Here is a 16182-nt window from a genome sequence, read left to right on the forward strand (position 1 = left end):
ACTTTATGTATCTTGATCGTCTAAAAAGACGGTATCTGCTTTTTGATAATATCGAAATATGAAAGAAAAAACAATGTTTATACATTAAACACTAAAAGTTGATAGTACCATTTCACAAATTGTTCATAAATTCGTGCTTGAACCTTCACAAAAGAGTAGAAGAAATGATTTACTATTAATATTGTTACTCTTTTGTAAGGTAATCATTTAACTTATTATTCGAAAAAACTTATTCACTATGGAAATTAATAAGGTTTTTCGATATAGTAAAAGGTAGCGGAATATGCTTACAACTTTGAAAGGAGGGGCAGCATGTCAAATACTCAATCAATTACCGCTACTACCGAGACTGACAAAGTTCCAGAAACAACTTCTTTCATAAAAGACTTTCTAGCACTTATTAAGATTGGGATTGTCAATTCGAATTTAGTAACAACGTTTACTGGTATTTGGTTAGCTTTTCAATTTACTAACCGTAATTTTCTTCAGGAACTAGATCTAATGGTTTATACGCTATTTGGTGCGGCTTTCATAATAGCCGGATCTGGTGCGATGAATAATTATATAGATCGTGATATTGACCCTATTATGAAAAGTAAAAGAGCTAGACCCACTGTTACTGGAAGGTTTAAACCGATTGCCGTATTGACAACTTCTCTTACTTTATTAGTTGTAGGTGAAATTTTGTTATTCCTGGCTTCAACATCTGCTGGAGTTTGGGGAATGGCGGGCATCATTAGTTATGTGGTTCTTTATTCTATGTGGTCAAAAAGAAAGCATGTTAGTAATACAATAGTAGGAAGTATATCAGGAGCAATACCACCTTTAATCGGATGGGCTGCAGTAGAACCAGGTTTAAGCTACGGGGCTTTTGCATTATTCTTAATTATGTTTGTGTGGCAACCACCACATTTTTATGCACTTGCAATGAAACGAACAGAAGAATATAGAGCAGCAGGTATACCAATGCTTCCAGTTGTGAAAGGATTTGCACGTACTAAGCGTTCAATGCTTCTATGGGTAATCTTTTTGTTCCCTTTACCATTTTTATTAATGGATCTTGGAATTTTCTTTCTAGTATTAGCCACTGTTCTGAATATAGGTTGGCTTATACTTGCAATTAAAGGTTTCCGGGTAAAAGATGACTTGAAATGGGCGACTGGTATGTTTGTTTATTCCTTAAACTATATGACCATCCTGTTCGTATCAATGATTATCTTTTCTATTTTTATTTAACTTGAATTAGAAGTAGTCTACCTTTTCTAAAAAAGGGAAGATTACATTACATTGATTTTGACCTATTGGAATTCTTTCTTAGTCAACAAGAATTCATATAAAATGAACCGCAGTCCAACAGCACATGAATACAACAATGAAAGAGGGGTTTGATTTAGCTATGATGAAAGGGCTTAAAAAATGGCGACTTTTTTCAGTGTTAGCAGCTCTAACGATTTTCCTATCGGGTTGTGGCGAAGAATACCTATCGACGCTTACACCTGCTGGACAAGTTGGAAGAGATCAATTTAATTTACTACTACTTTCTTCTGCTATTATGGCTTTAGTTATTATTGTAGTAGGAATTATCTATGTAGTTGCTATCGTGAAGTTCCGTCGTTCAAAAGTAGGGGAAGATGTTATCCCTGAGCAAGTTGAAGGAAGTCATACATTAGAAATTATTTGGACAGTTATTCCAATTATTCTTCTATTAATTCTTGCAGTTCCGACAGTATTTTATACTTATAAACATGCGGATGTAGCTGGTATGGCAGAAGTAAATGCAGAAGGTAATAAAACTGCTTTGACAGTAAATGTTACTGCTAAACTTTATTGGTGGGAGTTTGAGTACCCGGATTTAGGTGTAGTAACTGCACAGGAACTAGTTGTTCCTACAAACGAAAAAGTATATTTCAATTTGAAAGCAGCTGATGTAAAACACTCATTTTGGATTCCAACAGCTGGCGGTAAGATGGATACAAACGTAGATAATGTCAATCAATTCTATTTAGAGTTTGACAAAGAATCGGCTGGCTTAGAGCAAGGCGTATTCTATGGTAAATGTGCGGAACTTTGTGGTCCTTCTCATGCTTTAATGGACTTCAAAGTAAAAACAATGAATCGAAAAGATTTTGATGCATGGGTAGCAAAAGCGAAATCTACGGAACATGTTGCAGTAGGAGACAGTGCTAAGCAAGGTGAAGCACTATTCACCGGTGCAGGTTGTATCGGATGTCACGCAACTTCTGTTGCAGGTACAGGCGGAAGCATGGGTCCAAACCTAGGTGCTTTTGGAGACCGTAATCGTGTTGCTGGATTCATGGATCACACGAAAGAAAACATCAAATTATGGATTAATGATCCACAAAGTTATAAACCAGGTAACAAAATGCCACAACCTGAAGATTTAAACAATGGCGAACCGTTTACTGATGAGCAATTAGATGCTCTTGCGGAATATTTGATGGAATTATCTGTTGAAAAGTAATGCAATAGATAAAAATTAAAGGAGGTTAAAGTTGTGAGTTCAATCGCAAAGAAAAAAGGCTTTGGCGCTTCTGTATGGGACTACTTAACGACAGTCGACCATAAAAAAATCGCTATCCTTTACCTCGCTGCCGGTGGTTTGTTTTTCGTAATCGGTGGTATCGAGGCAATGCTAATTCGTATACAATTAGCAAAACCGGATAATGATTTTGTTAGTGCGGGCTTATTTAACGAAATTATTACAATGCATGGTACAACGATGATTTTCCTAGCGGCCATGCCGATATTATTTGGATTTATGAATGCAGTTATGCCGTTGCAGATTGGTGCACGTGACGTAGCATTCCCATTTCTGAACGCTCTTGGTTTTTGGTTATTCCTTTTCGGAGGTATTTTCCTTAACTTATCATGGTTCTTAGGTGGTGCACCTGATGCAGGATGGACGTCTTATGCATCATTATCATTAGCTTCACCAGGACATGGTATTGACTTTTACGCACTTGGGCTTCAAATAGCCGGTGCCGGAACTTATATTGGAGGTATTAACTTCCTTGTAACAATCATTAATATGCGTGCTCCAGGTATGACGTATATGCGTATGCCATTAATGACTTGGACTACGTTTGTTGCAAGTGCGTTAATATTATTTGCATTCCCACCGCTTACAGTTGGATTATTTTTCTTAATCTTTGACCGTATGTTTGGAGCAAATTTCTTCAATCATATAAATGGTGGTAATACAATCATTTGGGAGCATTTATTCTGGATATTTGGACATCCTGAAGTATATATCTTAATATTACCTGCATTCGGTATATTCTCTGAGATTTTCGCTATATTCTCACGGAAACGTCTATTTGGTTACTCATCCATGGTATTTGCGACTGTATTAATCGGTTTCTTAGGATTCATGGTTTGGGCTCACCATATGTTTACAGTTGGTTTAGGACCAACAGCTAATGCTATTTTCGCTGTTGCTACAATGGCAATCGCTGTTCCTACTGGTATGAAAATTTTTAACTGGTTGCTTACGATTTGGGGAGGAAGTATTAAAGTTACGGTTCCAATGCTGTATGCTTTAGGATTTATTCCTTCATTCGTAGCAGGTGGGGTAACTGGTATAATGCAAGCTGCCGCTCCACTAGATTATCAATTGCACGATTCATACTTTATCGTTGCCCATTTCCACTACGTAATCGTAGGAGGAGTAGTGCTTGCTATCTTAGCAGCATTACACTTATATTGGCCTTTAATGTTCAACCAAATGTTAAGTGAAAAGTTAGGGAAATGGACATTCTGGTTCTTCTTCCTTGGATTCCATTGTACTTTCTTTATTCAACATTTCTTAGGGTTAATGGGTATGCCACGTCGCGTATTTACGTTCCGAGAAGGGCAAGGTTGGGATTTATTCAACTTAATCAGTTCTCTAGGAGCAGGATTAATGGCAATAGGGGTTATCATTTTAGTCATTAACATTATTATCACAATTGTTAAAAATGAAAAAGTTGGTAATGACCCTTGGGAGGATGGCCGTACGTTAGAATGGGCTATTCCACAACCAGTGCCTTATTATAACTTTAAACAAACTCCACTTGTTCGTGGACTTGATACTTACTGGATTGAGAAACAAGAAGGTAATAAAGAAGGTATGACATATGCAGAACCAATTTCTGATATACATATGCCTAACAACTCATTTATTCCTTTTGTAATGTCATTTGGATTATTTGTAGCAGCATTTGGTGCTTTATATCATGCTCAATCTTCATGGGGTACACTAGTTATCGTACTTGGTTTAGGTATTACATTACTTTCGATGGCAGTTCGTTCACTTAAAGATGATCATGGTTATCATATTCACAAAGAAGAATTAATGAATGAAAAAGGGGGTAAATAATAATGGACTTTAATACAAAGTACACCCCACAATCTTGGCCAGATCATCCAGAGCAAGTAACTTTAGAAGGTAAAAACAAATTCTTAGGTTTCTGGCTGTTTCTAGGTGGAGAAACTGTACTGTTCGCTAGTTTGTTTGCTACTTATTTAGCATTGAAAGACAAAGGACCAAGTGGAATGGAATTTTCAACTCATTCACTTTATGAGTTACCACTAGCGTTCGTAATGACTATGTTGCTATTAACTTCATCTTTAACAAGTGTATATGCAATGTATCATATGAAAAACCATAACTTTAAAGGAATGCAAACTTGGATGGCAATCACGGTATTCCTTGGACTTGGATTCTTAGCTTTAGAGATTTATGAGTTTAATCATTATGTTCATTTAGGTTTTAATTATGGTCAAAGTGCATTTTCATCTGCCTTCTTTACATTAGTTGGCACGCATGGTCTTCACGTTGTAATTGGTCTTGGATGGATTGTTTTACTGCTTTTACGTAATGCAAAACGCGGATTTAGCTTATATAATGCACCAAAATATTATACTGCTTCTTTATACTGGCACTTTATCGATGTTGTGTGGGTATTTATCTTTACAGTAGTATACTTGATGGGAGTTGTTCGTTAATATGTCTCATGACGCTCACGTTTATGTCAAATCTCAAACAGAGTATGAATATACTCGTCGTAAAAGAAGAGAAGAAATGCGTGGTCAAGTAACTACATTTGCAATTATGATTTTTATGACATTAGTTGCATTTAGCTCAGTTGCAGCTGACTTTTCAAAATACTTTGTTGTACCAATAATTTTATTACTTGCTGCAATTCAAGTGGTATTACAACTTTACTACTTCATGCATATGAGTGAAAAAAATCATGGTATTACTGCTTTCTTCTTATATCTAGGTGCAACTTTTGCATTTACTTTTATCCTTACGTTTTTAACAATTGTTTGGTGGTAAATAAAATTATAAAGCGGGACTAAGTTTAATCTTAGTCTTGCTTTTTTTGTGGTAACTGGCATATAGTGTCGCTGATGTTTAATCCAAAGCACTTTCCAAGTAGGCGACGGACAAATATCTGCCACAATTTTCGGTAATAGTGTAGCCAATGCTTCGTCCAAAGCAATCGGGAAACAGTAAAGACGATTTTCACATACCCTTATAGGACGCTTACGCTTTTCTCAAAGATAGAAGAATAACTTTACCGTATTGTATCATTACAGAATTCAATGCTGCATCTTCCGTTTTTCTTATTTGTCATAGTTCGTTCATTGAAGTTATAGCTGTAGAGCATTATAATAAGGAAAGTAATGTAGTAGGAAGGAGCGAGATACCTCATGCCTTTAAGTATATTCGGATTTCAAGCATTGTGGAGTCCTATCATGATTGGCGTTTTAGTATTAATTACAATATTATATTTCTTAATTACGGTTAAATGGAGAAAAGACTTTCATGTTTCAGAGCCATTGAAACGAAAAGAAGTAGTTTATTTCTTAACTAGTTTAGTCCTATTGTATATTATGAAGGGCTCTCCTATAGATTTAATGAGTCATATTATGTTTTCATTTCACATGACACAAATGGCAATATTGCTAATGTTGATTCCCCCTATATTGATGAAAGGAATTCCATGGTGGGTTTGGAAAGCTGTAAGGGAGTTGCCTATTGTTCGAAAGTTATTCCCTTTTTTTACAAGACCTATGTTAGCTTTGATCTTATTTTCAGGTCTGTTCTCTCTTTACCATATTCCGTTAATTTTTGATTATATTAAATTAAATGAAGGTTTGCATGGCACTTATACGTTTATCTTGTTTATTTCTGCAATCTGCATGTGGTGGTCCATTGTTGATATCAATGGAGTTGAAAATAAGCTACACGGATTAAAAAAAATAGGTTATATTATAGCCAGTGCTGTATTAATCACTCCAGCGTGTGCGCTTATTATTTTCTCAGACGTACCAATGTATGCTACTTATACAAACCCAGTTGCATGGTTGAAAGCTATGGCACTTTGTGTACCAAGTAATACATTAGCTGGTCTTTCGTTATCTGGCCCAGAATTATTTTCTAATATGCCTCCATTTGAGGATCAACAACTTGGTGGAGTAATTATGAAAATCATTCAAGAAATTATTTATGGATTTGTACTATTTTCGATTTTCTTTGAGTGGTATCGGAATGAACAAGAAAATGCAGATGATATTACACAAAAAGCATTAGATGATCTACATAATTCAAGTAGAGCCTAGTTGTTAAAATAAACAATTGTATTCAAGGAGAATGATAATGAATTTACCTATATTACCTACAATTAGTACCTCATTTATCGTATTAAGTGCTATCTTGATAGCAATTGGTTGGGGATTAATCAAACAAAGAAAAATTGAAGCACATAAGAAGACGATGTTTGCTGCTGCTATATCAGCTTTAGCTTTTTTTATCATCTATGTTTCACGAACAATATTTATTGGTAATACTGCATTTGGTGGACCGGATGACATTAAAATCTACTACACCATATTTTTAATTTTTCACATTACATTAGCTACTACAGGTGCAGTGTTTGGAATTGTAACGATCTATTTAGGATTAAAGAATAATATTGCCAAGCACCGTAAAATTGGACCAATTACAAGTATCATTTGGTTCTTTGTAGCAATAACAGGTGTAGCTGTCTATCTATTGTTATATGTATTTTATCATGGTGGAGATACAACTTCTGTTATAAAAGCAATAATAGGTGGATAGTCAAATATAAAAATAAAGCAGTAGCCAGCGTAATTATGCAGGCTACTGCTTTATTATTTTTTAAAAGATAAGAACGTATATGGTTATTGTCCAGCGAAACGAGTGTTCATAGTACTTTAAAGAATTAAATAATACCGCGGATTTCCGTTTCAGGTGGACGTGTTCCGCGGGGAGAGCGATGAGCCATCACCGCCGCATTCGCGTCGTTTGCGATGTCTCATCTGTCTCCGAGGAACGAAGGCTAAGAGCTCCACATCGTGTGGCAACGCCTTCGTGACCAACATCCTGTTGGCCTCCGGCTGGAGTCGCCACCTTTCACTACAATCCATTAAGTGAAGAAAGTATATGAAATTGATAAACTAGAAATCCAGTATTCACAACGACTTGAAGTGATTTTAATGGTGTCTTCCTTAAGCAGGATTTCCTATATATTTTTACTTTTAGCGTACACATTATACATGAATCAGCGGGTAGATGATTAGAATTGGTGTGGCCTGAAAAAATAGGTAGTATTCATTAATAAAGAAGCGCTGAGCGGACGAAATTGTATCTTCGTCCGCTTTTAAAAGAATAGGAGAGGATTTATTCTCTCATTATCCAAACCTTATATACCTTGTCTCTACATATTTCAAGAGGGCGACGGAGAGACATCCGCCACAAGATTAGCGAAAAAAATGGATTGTGAAGTGACGCAGTCACTTCACAATCCACAAAAAATCCACCGGTAATGGTGTTGCAAATGTTTAGTCCAAAGCACTCGGTAATTGGTGATGACCAGGTGCACTTAAAGGGCGCATGCGCTTTTCTTAGTCTATCAACCAGTTTTATGGTTCATACCTTAAAGTTAAGCTTTATCATTCCAGATTCTTTTGCAGTAATAAATAAAATAACAATTATTGGTCCTATAATAAATCCAAGGACTCCAAATAATTTAGCACCTATAAACATTGCAATTAGTACTGCTAATGGAGATATGCCCATTTGTGAGCCCATTAACTTAGGTTCCACAGTTCTTCTAATAATAATTAAAATAACTGCAAGAATAGTAAGCTTCGTTCCCAAAACAACGTCACCAGTCAGGAAATGATAGAGTGCCCAAGGTGCTAGAATAATAATGGATCCTAAAATTGGAATAATATCAATAATCCAAATAATAATCGACATAACTATCGCATATTTTGGGGCGATTAAAAGTAATCCTATTATGGTAGCAGCTAAAATAAAAAAACTTGCTAATACTTGTGCTTTTAAAAAGCCAATGACCACCTTTTTTATGCCTTTTGCCATGAATCGTACTTTTTCAGCAGTACTGTCGGAAAAATACTGAAAAAGCTTTATTCGTAAATTTTCTAAATCAAGCATAAATAAAAATAATGCTACGATGAATACAATGAAACTAACTAAAAAGTTTGGAATATTTGTAAGTAGGGACGTAATATTTGAGTAGCTCAATAAATCAAGTAAAGAATCTTTTAAACTTATTAATGTATCCTCCAACTTATTCTGTATGGACAATACTACTTCTGCTGGTAATCCTTCTGTATATTTGAATAGGTTATTTTGAATATCTATCCACATTCCAGTTAAATTGTTCAAATAATTTGGAATGACTTTTGTCGTGTATATTAATTGTGAGATAAGTTTGGTAATTCCAAAATAAAGTCCTACTGAAATAATCAACAAAAAGAAAGAAAAGTTAGTGATTACGGCAAGTTTTCTATTCCATTTAAAAGTTTTTTGTGTAAATTTAACTAATGGTTCAATTAATATTGCCGTAAGAAGTGCTATTATAATTGGAACAGAGACAGGCAAGATAAATATTGCAATCAATAAAAGGATGAGAATCAAAAAGATGTATTTCATATATTTCTTATATAAATTTTTGTTTAACAATAGCAGTACCACCTTCTTATGATTGTTATAATTAGTATAGTCAAAATTTATACTTTTGAACATGAAAAAACGCTAGAGAATATTTTCTCTAGCGTCATTTGATTAGGCATTCAGTTTAAAAGATTTTAAATCCGCTTGTAGAGCGGTCAGAGTTTTCTCACAAGATTTAACTAAATGATTTGGGAAAACCTCATTTTCACCATATTCAATGCCATGTGGATAGTAATGCTTCCCAAGAGCAGGCTTCAATAATGTGATGATAGCATCATGTGCTCCTACATCGCCATCTTTTGTAAAGCCAAATACACGAAGATAAAAAATACCTTCTTTATTTTCAAATTTTTTGTCATAAGTAACGCGCTCATAATCCCATTGTCCTGCGCGGATTAGACCATGTTGTTTCATTACATCATCTAATACATTTAGATCAATGACAGTGTTTTCGATACCTGTGTTTTCGAAATCCATTTAATTGTCCTCCTTCACGTTCAAATTACCTTAGAATACGTTCTCATTAATATTAATTCAAATTTGAAAATGTTGCAATGACAACATTGTGTCTTTGTATACAAGCTTGATATACTAGTGAAAATGGATTAAAAAATAAGGAGATAAATAAGATGAAAAATCTATTTCGCATCTTAATCGCTATTGCTATTGTACTAGCCGTGTTTATATATTTTGATAATCCTATTCAAGAAAATGAGTTACTTACCGGCTCGAATAACACTGGACAAATAATTCCGCAAGAGTCTAAAGAAATTGTCGAAACTAACAATATTTTTTCGAGACCTAAAACTGGTATCTCTGTATTAGTAGGGCAACCTTCCTCCAAAGTAATCAAGTTATTAGGAAAACCAACTCGAATTGAACCCTCCTCATTTGGTTATGAGTGGTGGGTGTATAATGATTCTTATTCAAGTTATCAGCTTATAGGAGTTTCCGAAGAGAAAGTAAAACAAGTTTTTGTTATTGGTAACTCTGTTGTAGTTACACCGTATAAAATTGGTCAGTCAATTGAAGAAATCTATCGTTTTACACTCGTTCAATCAGAAATTACAATTGCTATTGGTACGAATACGTATACGTTTTCGTTAAATGAAGATGATATTAACGACCGAATTCTAGTACAGTTTGATAATTTGCTAGCTATTCTATATATTGATGTCGTTGACAAAAAACTAGAAGCGGTGAGATTTTCTGATTTAGAAACACTGTTACTGCAAAAACCATATGATATTTTATATAATGGTTCGATGATAGAAACTCTGACTCCTTCTTCTTCGTTTCAAATTGCCGTAGACCGTGCAAATGAAAGACAAATTTTTGAAATTACAAATGCTTATCGGCTAAGACATGGAGTTAATGTTTTAGAATCAGATATATCATTGCAAGATATTGCTAGAATGCAAAGTAAAGAAATGGCTAAAAATAATGTTGTAGTAAATGATTTAGCTGAAATTCCTAAGTTAAGCGATACATTAAAAGAATCAGAAATAGAATTTTCAAGAGCTGGTGGAAATACAGCTGCTTTTTATTTTGATGCAGGAGAAGCGGTAAACGGTTGGTTAAACTCAAAAAATCATAGAGATACACTATTAGGGAGGAAATATACTCATACTGGAGTAGGTGTATACGGAAATTACTATACGCAGAATCTTATCGAAATACCGATTTCCAAAGAGGATAGACCATAATTATTAATGAAAAACGAAAGTCCCATCTTGGTCTTCATATAAAGATCGAATATGCAATGGAACTTTATACAGAGCAGCAAATTTAGCTGCTCTTTTTTGAATGATTTCAACAGGTGCACTTATTATAGTTTGAAGTTCTTCGTAAGACATTACAGGTATTAGTTCGACCGATTTGTTTTTAGAAGGATCTGATGTCATTACACCAGGAACATCTTTATAAAACTCTACAACCTCCGCTTTTAAATGATGCCCATATACAACCGCAGTAAAATCACTTCCACCTCTACCTAGTGTTGTGAAATTGTGTGTTTTTTCAGATATACCTTGAAATCCAGGTACTATAATGCAAGGAAAATCTTTGAATGTAGAATTCAATATATTCGTATTCACATCTATTATATTTGCGTTTCCGTATGCTTCATTCGTGATGATTCCAGCGTTCTTTCCATAAAGAATTGTAGTGCTAATTCCTCCTTTTTTTAATTCTGCACATAAAACAGATGCAGAAATTAATTCTCCACATGCTGAGAGCAAATCTGACTCAACACTACTAAGAGTTGTTGGAATAAGGTCTAAAAGTGTATCTGTTGAATAATGCTGACCCCTTCTTCCCATGGCAGAAACAACTACCAACACTTGTTCATGATTTCTCATTGCTTTTTGAATGTGCTTAATGATCAATTTCCTGCTTTGGTGATCTTGCATAGCAATGCCACCATATTTTTGAATAATCATATCTTCATCCACTTTACTCGTGACATTTTATTCACTCCGTTCATACGATACAAGGAATTCATTTTACTTTATGCGAATATACAAGAATGGTGTAGGGAGTGAAGAATTATTTATTCTTTAAAAGAATTACTAAATGGCGTTCAATATAAGATTGTAGGAGATTTGTCACAGACAAAGATTAATAGATGGATTGATCATTCAAAACAAATCGAAGAAGGGGATATATTTGTCTCACAGACAAATAATCGAATCTTTATGGAGGAAGCGATTCAAAAAGGAGCAATTGCCGTTTTAACTAAATGCTTTATCCCTGATTGTATCGTTCCGCAAATAATAATACCTGCTGATATAGACGGTTTTATAAGACGGGTGTCATCCGTTTCTTATGAACGGTATGGAAAAAAGATAAAAACGATAGGCATAACAGGAACAAACGGAAAAACAACTGTCGCATCGTTTATCGGACAGTTACTAATGCAACAAAGTAAATCAGTTTGTGTCATTGGAACTTTAGGTGTATATGTTAACGGAGAAAAATTAAATAACTTATTTCGGAATAATACCACTTTGCCTTTTTATGATTTTATGCAAGTAGTTAAGTATTGTAATGAAAAAAATGTTGAATATATAATATTAGAGGCTTCTTCACAAGGTCTGTTAGACCAACGATTAGGTAATTATCCAATAGACGTGGGTGTATTTTTAAATATAGGGAAAGATCATATTGAGTTTCACGGTGGAATGGTTCCTTATAAAAAATCCAAAGAAATGCTTATCCCTCTTTCAAAAAAACTTGTTCTTAATGATGACGATGCATGGTGCCAATCTATCGCTGATAAAACTCGTTTGCCAATCATTCGGTTTGGAGAAAATTATACAAATGACGTTATTTATCAAAAGGGAGATTACTCAACTGAAAAGGTACGATACAAATATTTAATAAATGAAAAAGAACTTCAAGTAGAGATGAATAATAGTGGTTATTATAATGGGTTGAATTTAGCAGCGGCAATAGCTGTGATAGGAGCGTTAGGTATTCCACTGGACGAAGTAAAAACGGTAAACCTTCCTATAGGAAGATTAGAACGAATTCACAATAATGAGGGAATTGAAGTTCTGATTGACTATGCGCATACACCTGATGCACTAGAGGCAAGTTTATCAGCGGTAGCATCTTATGCCAAGCGTAATATATATGTTGTTTTTGGATGTGGTGGAAATCGGGATAAACAAAAGAGAAAATGGATGGGAGAAGTGGCTACAAAATATGCAACTACAGCTATAATAACGAACGATAATCCAAGGAATGAAAATCCGGCGGACATTATTTCCGATATTGTAAAAGGGGCAAATACAGAAAAAGTAATTACTGAAACGGATCGAAAAAAAGCAATTATCATGGCTTTAAGCAATGCAGAAAAAGGGGATATAGTATTAATAGCAGGAAAGGGACATGAACAAGAACAAATTGTTCATGAACTTGTTGTCCCTTTTTCTGATCATGAAGTTGTCCGAAATTATTTCGAAGGGCTTGCCGGAGTTATAACGAAAAATGATCCAGTTGCATAAGCAATTTTTTTGCCATCCGGCTGTGTTACTGTGCATTCCATAACTAAAGTTTGACGCCCTTTATGTAAGTAAGAGGCAGTTGCTATCAACGTTTTCTCTGTAGATGCTTTGACATAATGAATTGTCATAGTTGTAGTAACTGCTCCTTTCCCTTCTGTGCTTAAATCCTTATTTACTAGGAAACCCATTGCATTATCTGTTAGGGTAGCAATTACTCCTCCGTGCGGCATATCAAAGCTATTATAGGAAAGGGGGGTTACTGGTAGAGTGACAACACATCGATTCTCTTCAAATTGTGTATTCATATGAAATATGGCATTTAAGTAGGTAGGAGCATCCTTTTTTTGTTTATTTTGTATGCCTTTTAAAAATTCTTTGAGTAATTTTATTTCAACGTCTGTTGCGTGTTCAGTTACTTGATTTATCAAAGATTGTAATTCATTCATTTTTTTTACTCCCAACAATAAGATAATAGTTTAGCAATTAGTATTACTTTTTGATATGATAAAAAGGATTGGAGGATTGTCAAATGATTATGACCAATGAATGGGCCACTTTAATGGACCACTCTGATAAACTATGTAAAATGATTCTCTCCTCTGAACAATTTTATCGATACTTAGATGCACATAGTGCTGTATATACAAATTCGAACATAGTTAGTGAAATAAATCATTTCGCTAAACTAAAAGACCAATATGAAGAGGTTCAACGGTTCGGAAAATACCACCCAGATTATTCGACAGTTATGAAAGATATTCGAGTGACTAAAAGAAAACTGGATATGGTAGATGAAATTGCAACACTAAAAGTTGCTGAAAACGAATTGCAAGACTTACTAGATGAAGTGAGCTTGTTAATCGGTAAATCTGTTTCAGAAGGTGTCAAAGTACCAGTAAGTAATCCATTTTTTGCATCTAGCGGTTCCAGTTGTGGAAGTGGTTGCGGTACAGGTGGTTCTTGCTCCTGTTCTGCATAATAACTATAAAAGGATGTGTGCAAACAAGCACACATCCTTTTATAGTATTACTTTTTAAATTACCTGTCCAGACTACAGCAACTGTACTTCGAAAACTAACACAGTATACATGAATCAGTAGGTGTATGATTAGAGTAAGCGGTACTAAAGAAAAAGTAGCATCTATTGATAAAGAAGTGCTGAGCGGACGAAATTGTATCTTCGTCCGCTTTTAAAAGAGTAGGAAAGCATCTTATCTCTCATTATCCAAAACAAATGAATCATGTCTTTACTTATTCCAAGAGGTGACGGACAAACACCCGCCACAAGATTACTGAAAAAAATGGATTGTGAAGTGACGCAGTCAATTCGCGATCCACAAAAATTCCAACTGTAATTTTGTAGCTGATGTTTCGTCCAAAGCACTCAGTAAGAAGTAAAAACCAGGTGCCCTTAAAAAGCATTTATGCTTTTCTCAAAATGTCTTAGTCTAATTTTAGTGCTTCGATAGCTAAGTCAGGTCGATCTGTAATAATTCCTTTAGCTCCGTTTTTTATGAGTTTTTTCATCAAAGTTGGATCATCAATTGTCCAATAATGAACTGGAATATTTAAGGAAGTTAAAAACTTAATGAAATTAGCACTGTCTAAAGGAAACATATTAGACTTAACAGGGATTTGAAAAACATCCGCTTTTGGATGATATAAATGTTTAAATTGACTCGTAAATGCTGTATATGCTTTACGTACTTCTTTTTCTCCTGCTCCAAGTGCTACCGTGTTTTGAGCATATAAATTAAAACGATCAATTTGATCATCATAAAAACTAGTTACAACAACTCGTTGAAATGCTTCCTTCACTTCTAACAATCTCCAAAGCTTAGAAGGCATTAAACTACCTTCATATGTTTGGGGAGCATCTTTAATATCCATATTAATAAGCATTTGAGGATACTTTTCTAAAAGTTCTCCTAATGTCATTATTTGCTCTCCCTTATCTCGGTAGGAGTATTCTCCGTTTAAATCTAAAAAATGATAGCCTAAATCTGCCTTCTTAAGCTCGTCTAATGTATAATCAGCTACTTTTCCAGAAAAGTTTGTGACTCTGCTCATATATTCGTCGTGAAAAACAATAATTTCCTCATCTTTTGTTAGTCTTAAATCTATTTCAAATCCATGAACACCGAGTTTTGCAGCACTTTCAAATGCGGCAGGAGAACATTCAGGTGCGAGTGCCGATCCTCCGCGATGCGCTAGTACTATGGGATGTTCATATTCAAGCGCTTCTTTTGCTGTTCGGCTTAGAGGTTTTGAAAGTGCTTTTGTACTAGCCCAAGCAGCCCCAGCTGCTGCTGCAATTGCAATTGCTACATTTGTTTTTTTGCCCATTCCTTTTTAATCCTCCTTTTAAATCGAAAGGTAGTTTTTATTATATCGAAATGCTTCTCAACTGTCAGCTAGTTGTTGTTGCTATCAATTTCATGCATATGTTATCCTTGATAGGAAGAAATGAGGGGAATCGTATGACAGAAAGACAAGGATTAGTTGTCTATGTGCATCATTTAAAACAAGCAAAATCTTTACGGAAATATGGGCATGTCCATTATATTTCGAAAAGACTAAAATATGTTGTATTATATTGCGATCAGGATCAGATTGAAAATGCTAAGCAAAAAATGAATAAACTTCCTTTTGTAAAAGAAATTTTGGAATCTTATCGTCCATTTTTAAAAACTGAATTTGAAAATAGTAAGCCGGATAAAGCGAAAGAATACGATTATAAAATCGGTTTATAGCTTTTCTATTGTAACGGCGGTATGAAATGATTTAGACGTAGTATTCCGATGACATATTGATAGAATAATTCCTTATCAACAAAATTAGCTGAATGTTTAATGTCCATTTGAACAGGCACAATTTTTAACTCCTCTAGAGTTTCATGAAAGGTAGAAAGCCTTTGTGGAATTGGAGTAATTTTAGGTATTCCTTCGAGGCATATATAAATCGGAAAAAAATTAGCGGTATTTATTGGGTTAAGGGCAATTGCGATTGAATAATATTCTTTCTCTTGTTTTTTAGAAGAAAAGATAAAAGCCCGAAGTATTCGATGGTTGTTTACTCGAGCAAGTTCACAAAGCTCAAATATATCTCCATAACCCTCACCAAGCTCAATAAAACGTTGAATCATTGAAAACACTTCCT

Annotated in this window: 17 protein-coding genes; 11 read left to right on the forward strand and 6 right to left on the reverse strand. The window is 34.7% G+C overall.

From position 1 onward, the window contains the following. The first annotated feature begins 312 nt into the window (after window positions 1-312). From cyoE to ACEPXD_RS05495, 7 genes are all read left to right on the forward strand, one after another. Window positions 313-1236 carry a heme o synthase gene (cyoE, locus tag ACEPXD_RS05465; protein ID WP_391120718.1) on the forward strand — a complete coding sequence of 308 codons (924 nt, stop codon included), beginning with the start codon at window positions 313-315 and terminating at the stop codon, window positions 1234-1236. Window positions 1237-1396: 160 nt separating this feature from the next. Then, window positions 1397-2482, forward strand: a complete 1086-nt coding sequence (gene coxB, locus ACEPXD_RS05470) for a cytochrome c oxidase subunit II (RefSeq protein WP_391123035.1) — start codon at window positions 1397-1399, stop codon at window positions 2480-2482. 33 nt (window positions 2483-2515) lie between these two features. Next, window positions 2516-4378: a cytochrome c oxidase subunit I gene (locus ACEPXD_RS05475; RefSeq protein WP_391120721.1), complete on the forward strand. Its 1863-nt coding sequence runs from the start codon at window positions 2516-2518 to the stop codon at window positions 4376-4378. Between the two features lie 2 nt (window positions 4379-4380). Continuing rightward, window positions 4381-5007 (forward strand): cytochrome (ubi)quinol oxidase subunit III, encoded by a 627-nt coding sequence (locus ACEPXD_RS05480; protein WP_391120724.1) that lies wholly within the window; start codon window positions 4381-4383, stop codon window positions 5005-5007. A 1-nt stretch (window position 5008) separates the two neighbouring features. Then, on the forward strand, window positions 5009-5341 hold the full coding sequence (gene ctaF / locus ACEPXD_RS05485) for a cytochrome c oxidase subunit IVB (RefSeq protein WP_391120727.1): 333 nt from the start codon (window positions 5009-5011) through the stop codon (window positions 5339-5341). Between the two features lie 377 nt (window positions 5342-5718). Continuing rightward, complete coding sequence (gene ctaG / locus ACEPXD_RS05490) at window positions 5719-6630, forward strand: cytochrome c oxidase assembly factor CtaG (protein ID WP_391120730.1); 912 nt, start codon at window positions 5719-5721, stop codon at window positions 6628-6630. Window positions 6631-6667: 37 nt separating this feature from the next. Beyond that, a complete protein-coding gene (locus ACEPXD_RS05495; RefSeq protein WP_391120733.1) occupies window positions 6668-7129 on the forward strand; it encodes a DUF420 domain-containing protein in 462 nt (153 codons plus the stop codon). Between the two features lie 831 nt (window positions 7130-7960). Here ACEPXD_RS05495 and ytvI read toward each other — a convergent pair. Together ytvI and ACEPXD_RS05505 are read right to left on the reverse strand one after the other, a co-directional pair. Continuing rightward, window positions 7961-9022, reverse strand: a complete 1062-nt coding sequence (gene ytvI / locus ACEPXD_RS05500) for a sporulation integral membrane protein YtvI (protein ID WP_391120736.1) — start codon at window positions 9020-9022, stop codon at window positions 7961-7963. Window positions 9023-9124: 102 nt separating this feature from the next. Next, a complete protein-coding gene (locus ACEPXD_RS05505; RefSeq protein ID WP_391120739.1) occupies window positions 9125-9490 on the reverse strand; it encodes a YugN family protein in 366 nt (121 codons plus the stop codon). 152 nt (window positions 9491-9642) lie between these two features. Here ACEPXD_RS05505 and ACEPXD_RS05510 point away from each other — a divergent pair, with 152 nt between their 5' ends. Then, window positions 9643-10719 carry a CAP domain-containing protein gene (locus ACEPXD_RS05510; RefSeq protein ID WP_391120742.1) on the forward strand — a complete coding sequence of 359 codons (1077 nt, stop codon included), beginning with the start codon at window positions 9643-9645 and terminating at the stop codon, window positions 10717-10719. A 3-nt stretch (window positions 10720-10722) separates the two neighbouring features. Here ACEPXD_RS05510 and ACEPXD_RS05515 read toward each other — a convergent pair whose 3' ends face one another. Continuing rightward, window positions 10723-11454 (reverse strand): aspartate kinase, encoded by a 732-nt coding sequence (locus tag ACEPXD_RS05515; RefSeq protein WP_391120744.1) that lies wholly within the window; start codon window positions 11452-11454, stop codon window positions 10723-10725. A gap of 162 nt (window positions 11455-11616) precedes the next feature. Here ACEPXD_RS05515 and ACEPXD_RS05520 point away from each other — a divergent pair, with 162 nt between their 5' ends. After that, window positions 11617-13023, forward strand: coding sequence for a UDP-N-acetylmuramoyl-L-alanyl-D-glutamate--2,6-diaminopimelate ligase (locus tag ACEPXD_RS05520; protein ID WP_391120747.1), 1407 nt, complete (start codon window positions 11617-11619; stop codon window positions 13021-13023). On the opposite strand, the gene ACEPXD_RS05525 is transcribed toward ACEPXD_RS05520, so the two are convergent. Continuing rightward, on the reverse strand, window positions 12972-13469 hold the full coding sequence (locus ACEPXD_RS05525; RefSeq protein ID WP_391120750.1) for a PaaI family thioesterase: 498 nt from the start codon (window positions 13467-13469) through the stop codon (window positions 12972-12974). The two genes, ACEPXD_RS05520 and ACEPXD_RS05525, sit on opposite strands and share 52 nt — an antisense overlap. Before the next feature lie 83 nt (window positions 13470-13552). Here ACEPXD_RS05525 and ACEPXD_RS05530 point away from each other — a divergent pair, with 83 nt between their 5' ends. After that, window positions 13553-14002, forward strand: a complete 450-nt coding sequence (locus tag ACEPXD_RS05530; protein ID WP_391120752.1) for a YlbF family regulator — start codon at window positions 13553-13555, stop codon at window positions 14000-14002. A 464-nt stretch (window positions 14003-14466) separates the two neighbouring features. Here ACEPXD_RS05530 and ACEPXD_RS05535 read toward each other — a convergent pair whose 3' ends face one another. Then, window positions 14467-15369, reverse strand: coding sequence for a glycerophosphodiester phosphodiesterase (locus tag ACEPXD_RS05535; protein WP_391120755.1), 903 nt, complete (start codon window positions 15367-15369; stop codon window positions 14467-14469). Window positions 15370-15503: 134 nt separating this feature from the next. Between ACEPXD_RS05535 and ACEPXD_RS05540 the strand changes: the two genes are divergently transcribed. After that, window positions 15504-15776 (forward strand): YlbG family protein, encoded by a 273-nt coding sequence (locus tag ACEPXD_RS05540; protein WP_151699299.1) that lies wholly within the window; start codon window positions 15504-15506, stop codon window positions 15774-15776. Window positions 15777-15781: 5 nt separating this feature from the next. On the opposite strand, the gene ACEPXD_RS05545 is transcribed toward ACEPXD_RS05540, so the two are convergent. After that, window positions 15782-16168: a methylthioribose kinase gene (locus ACEPXD_RS05545; RefSeq protein ID WP_391120758.1), complete on the reverse strand. Its 387-nt coding sequence runs from the start codon at window positions 16166-16168 to the stop codon at window positions 15782-15784. Between the last annotated feature and the right edge of the window lie 14 nt (window positions 16169-16182).

The organism is Psychrobacillus sp. L3 (assembly GCF_042945595.1).
In the GTDB taxonomy this organism is placed as follows: Bacteria; Bacillota; Bacilli; order Bacillales_A; family Planococcaceae; genus Psychrobacillus.

Coding starts and splice junctions, on each gene's coding strand:
- cyoE (WP_391120718.1), top strand. CDS start 313: ATGTCAAATACTCAATCAATTACCGCTACTACCGAGACTGACAAAGTT.
- coxB (WP_391123035.1), top strand. CDS start 1,397: ATGATGAAAGGGCTTAAAAAATGGCGACTTTTTTCAGTGTTAGCAGCT.
- ACEPXD_RS05480 (WP_391120724.1), top strand. CDS start 4,381: ATGGACTTTAATACAAAGTACACCCCACAATCTTGGCCAGATCATCCA.
- ctaF (WP_391120727.1), top strand. CDS start 5,009: ATGTCTCATGACGCTCACGTTTATGTCAAATCTCAAACAGAGTATGAA.
- ctaG (WP_391120730.1), top strand. CDS start 5,719: ATGCCTTTAAGTATATTCGGATTTCAAGCATTGTGGAGTCCTATCATG.
- ACEPXD_RS05495 (WP_391120733.1), top strand. CDS start 6,668: ATGAATTTACCTATATTACCTACAATTAGTACCTCATTTATCGTATTA.
- ACEPXD_RS05505 (WP_391120739.1), bottom strand. CDS start 9,490: ATGGATTTCGAAAACACAGGTATCGAAAACACTGTCATTGATCTAAAT.
- ACEPXD_RS05510 (WP_391120742.1), top strand. CDS start 9,643: ATGAAAAATCTATTTCGCATCTTAATCGCTATTGCTATTGTACTAGCC.
- ACEPXD_RS05515 (WP_391120744.1), bottom strand. CDS start 11,454: ATGATTATTCAAAAATATGGTGGCATTGCTATGCAAGATCACCAAAGC.
- ACEPXD_RS05525 (WP_391120750.1), bottom strand. CDS start 13,469: ATGAATGAATTACAATCTTTGATAAATCAAGTAACTGAACACGCAACA.
- ACEPXD_RS05530 (WP_391120752.1), top strand. CDS start 13,553: ATGATTATGACCAATGAATGGGCCACTTTAATGGACCACTCTGATAAA.
- ACEPXD_RS05535 (WP_391120755.1), bottom strand. CDS start 15,369: ATGGGCAAAAAAACAAATGTAGCAATTGCAATTGCAGCAGCAGCTGGG.
- ACEPXD_RS05540 (WP_151699299.1), top strand. CDS start 15,504: ATGACAGAAAGACAAGGATTAGTTGTCTATGTGCATCATTTAAAACAA.
- ACEPXD_RS05545 (WP_391120758.1), bottom strand. CDS start 16,168: ATGATTCAACGTTTTATTGAGCTTGGTGAGGGTTATGGAGATATATTT.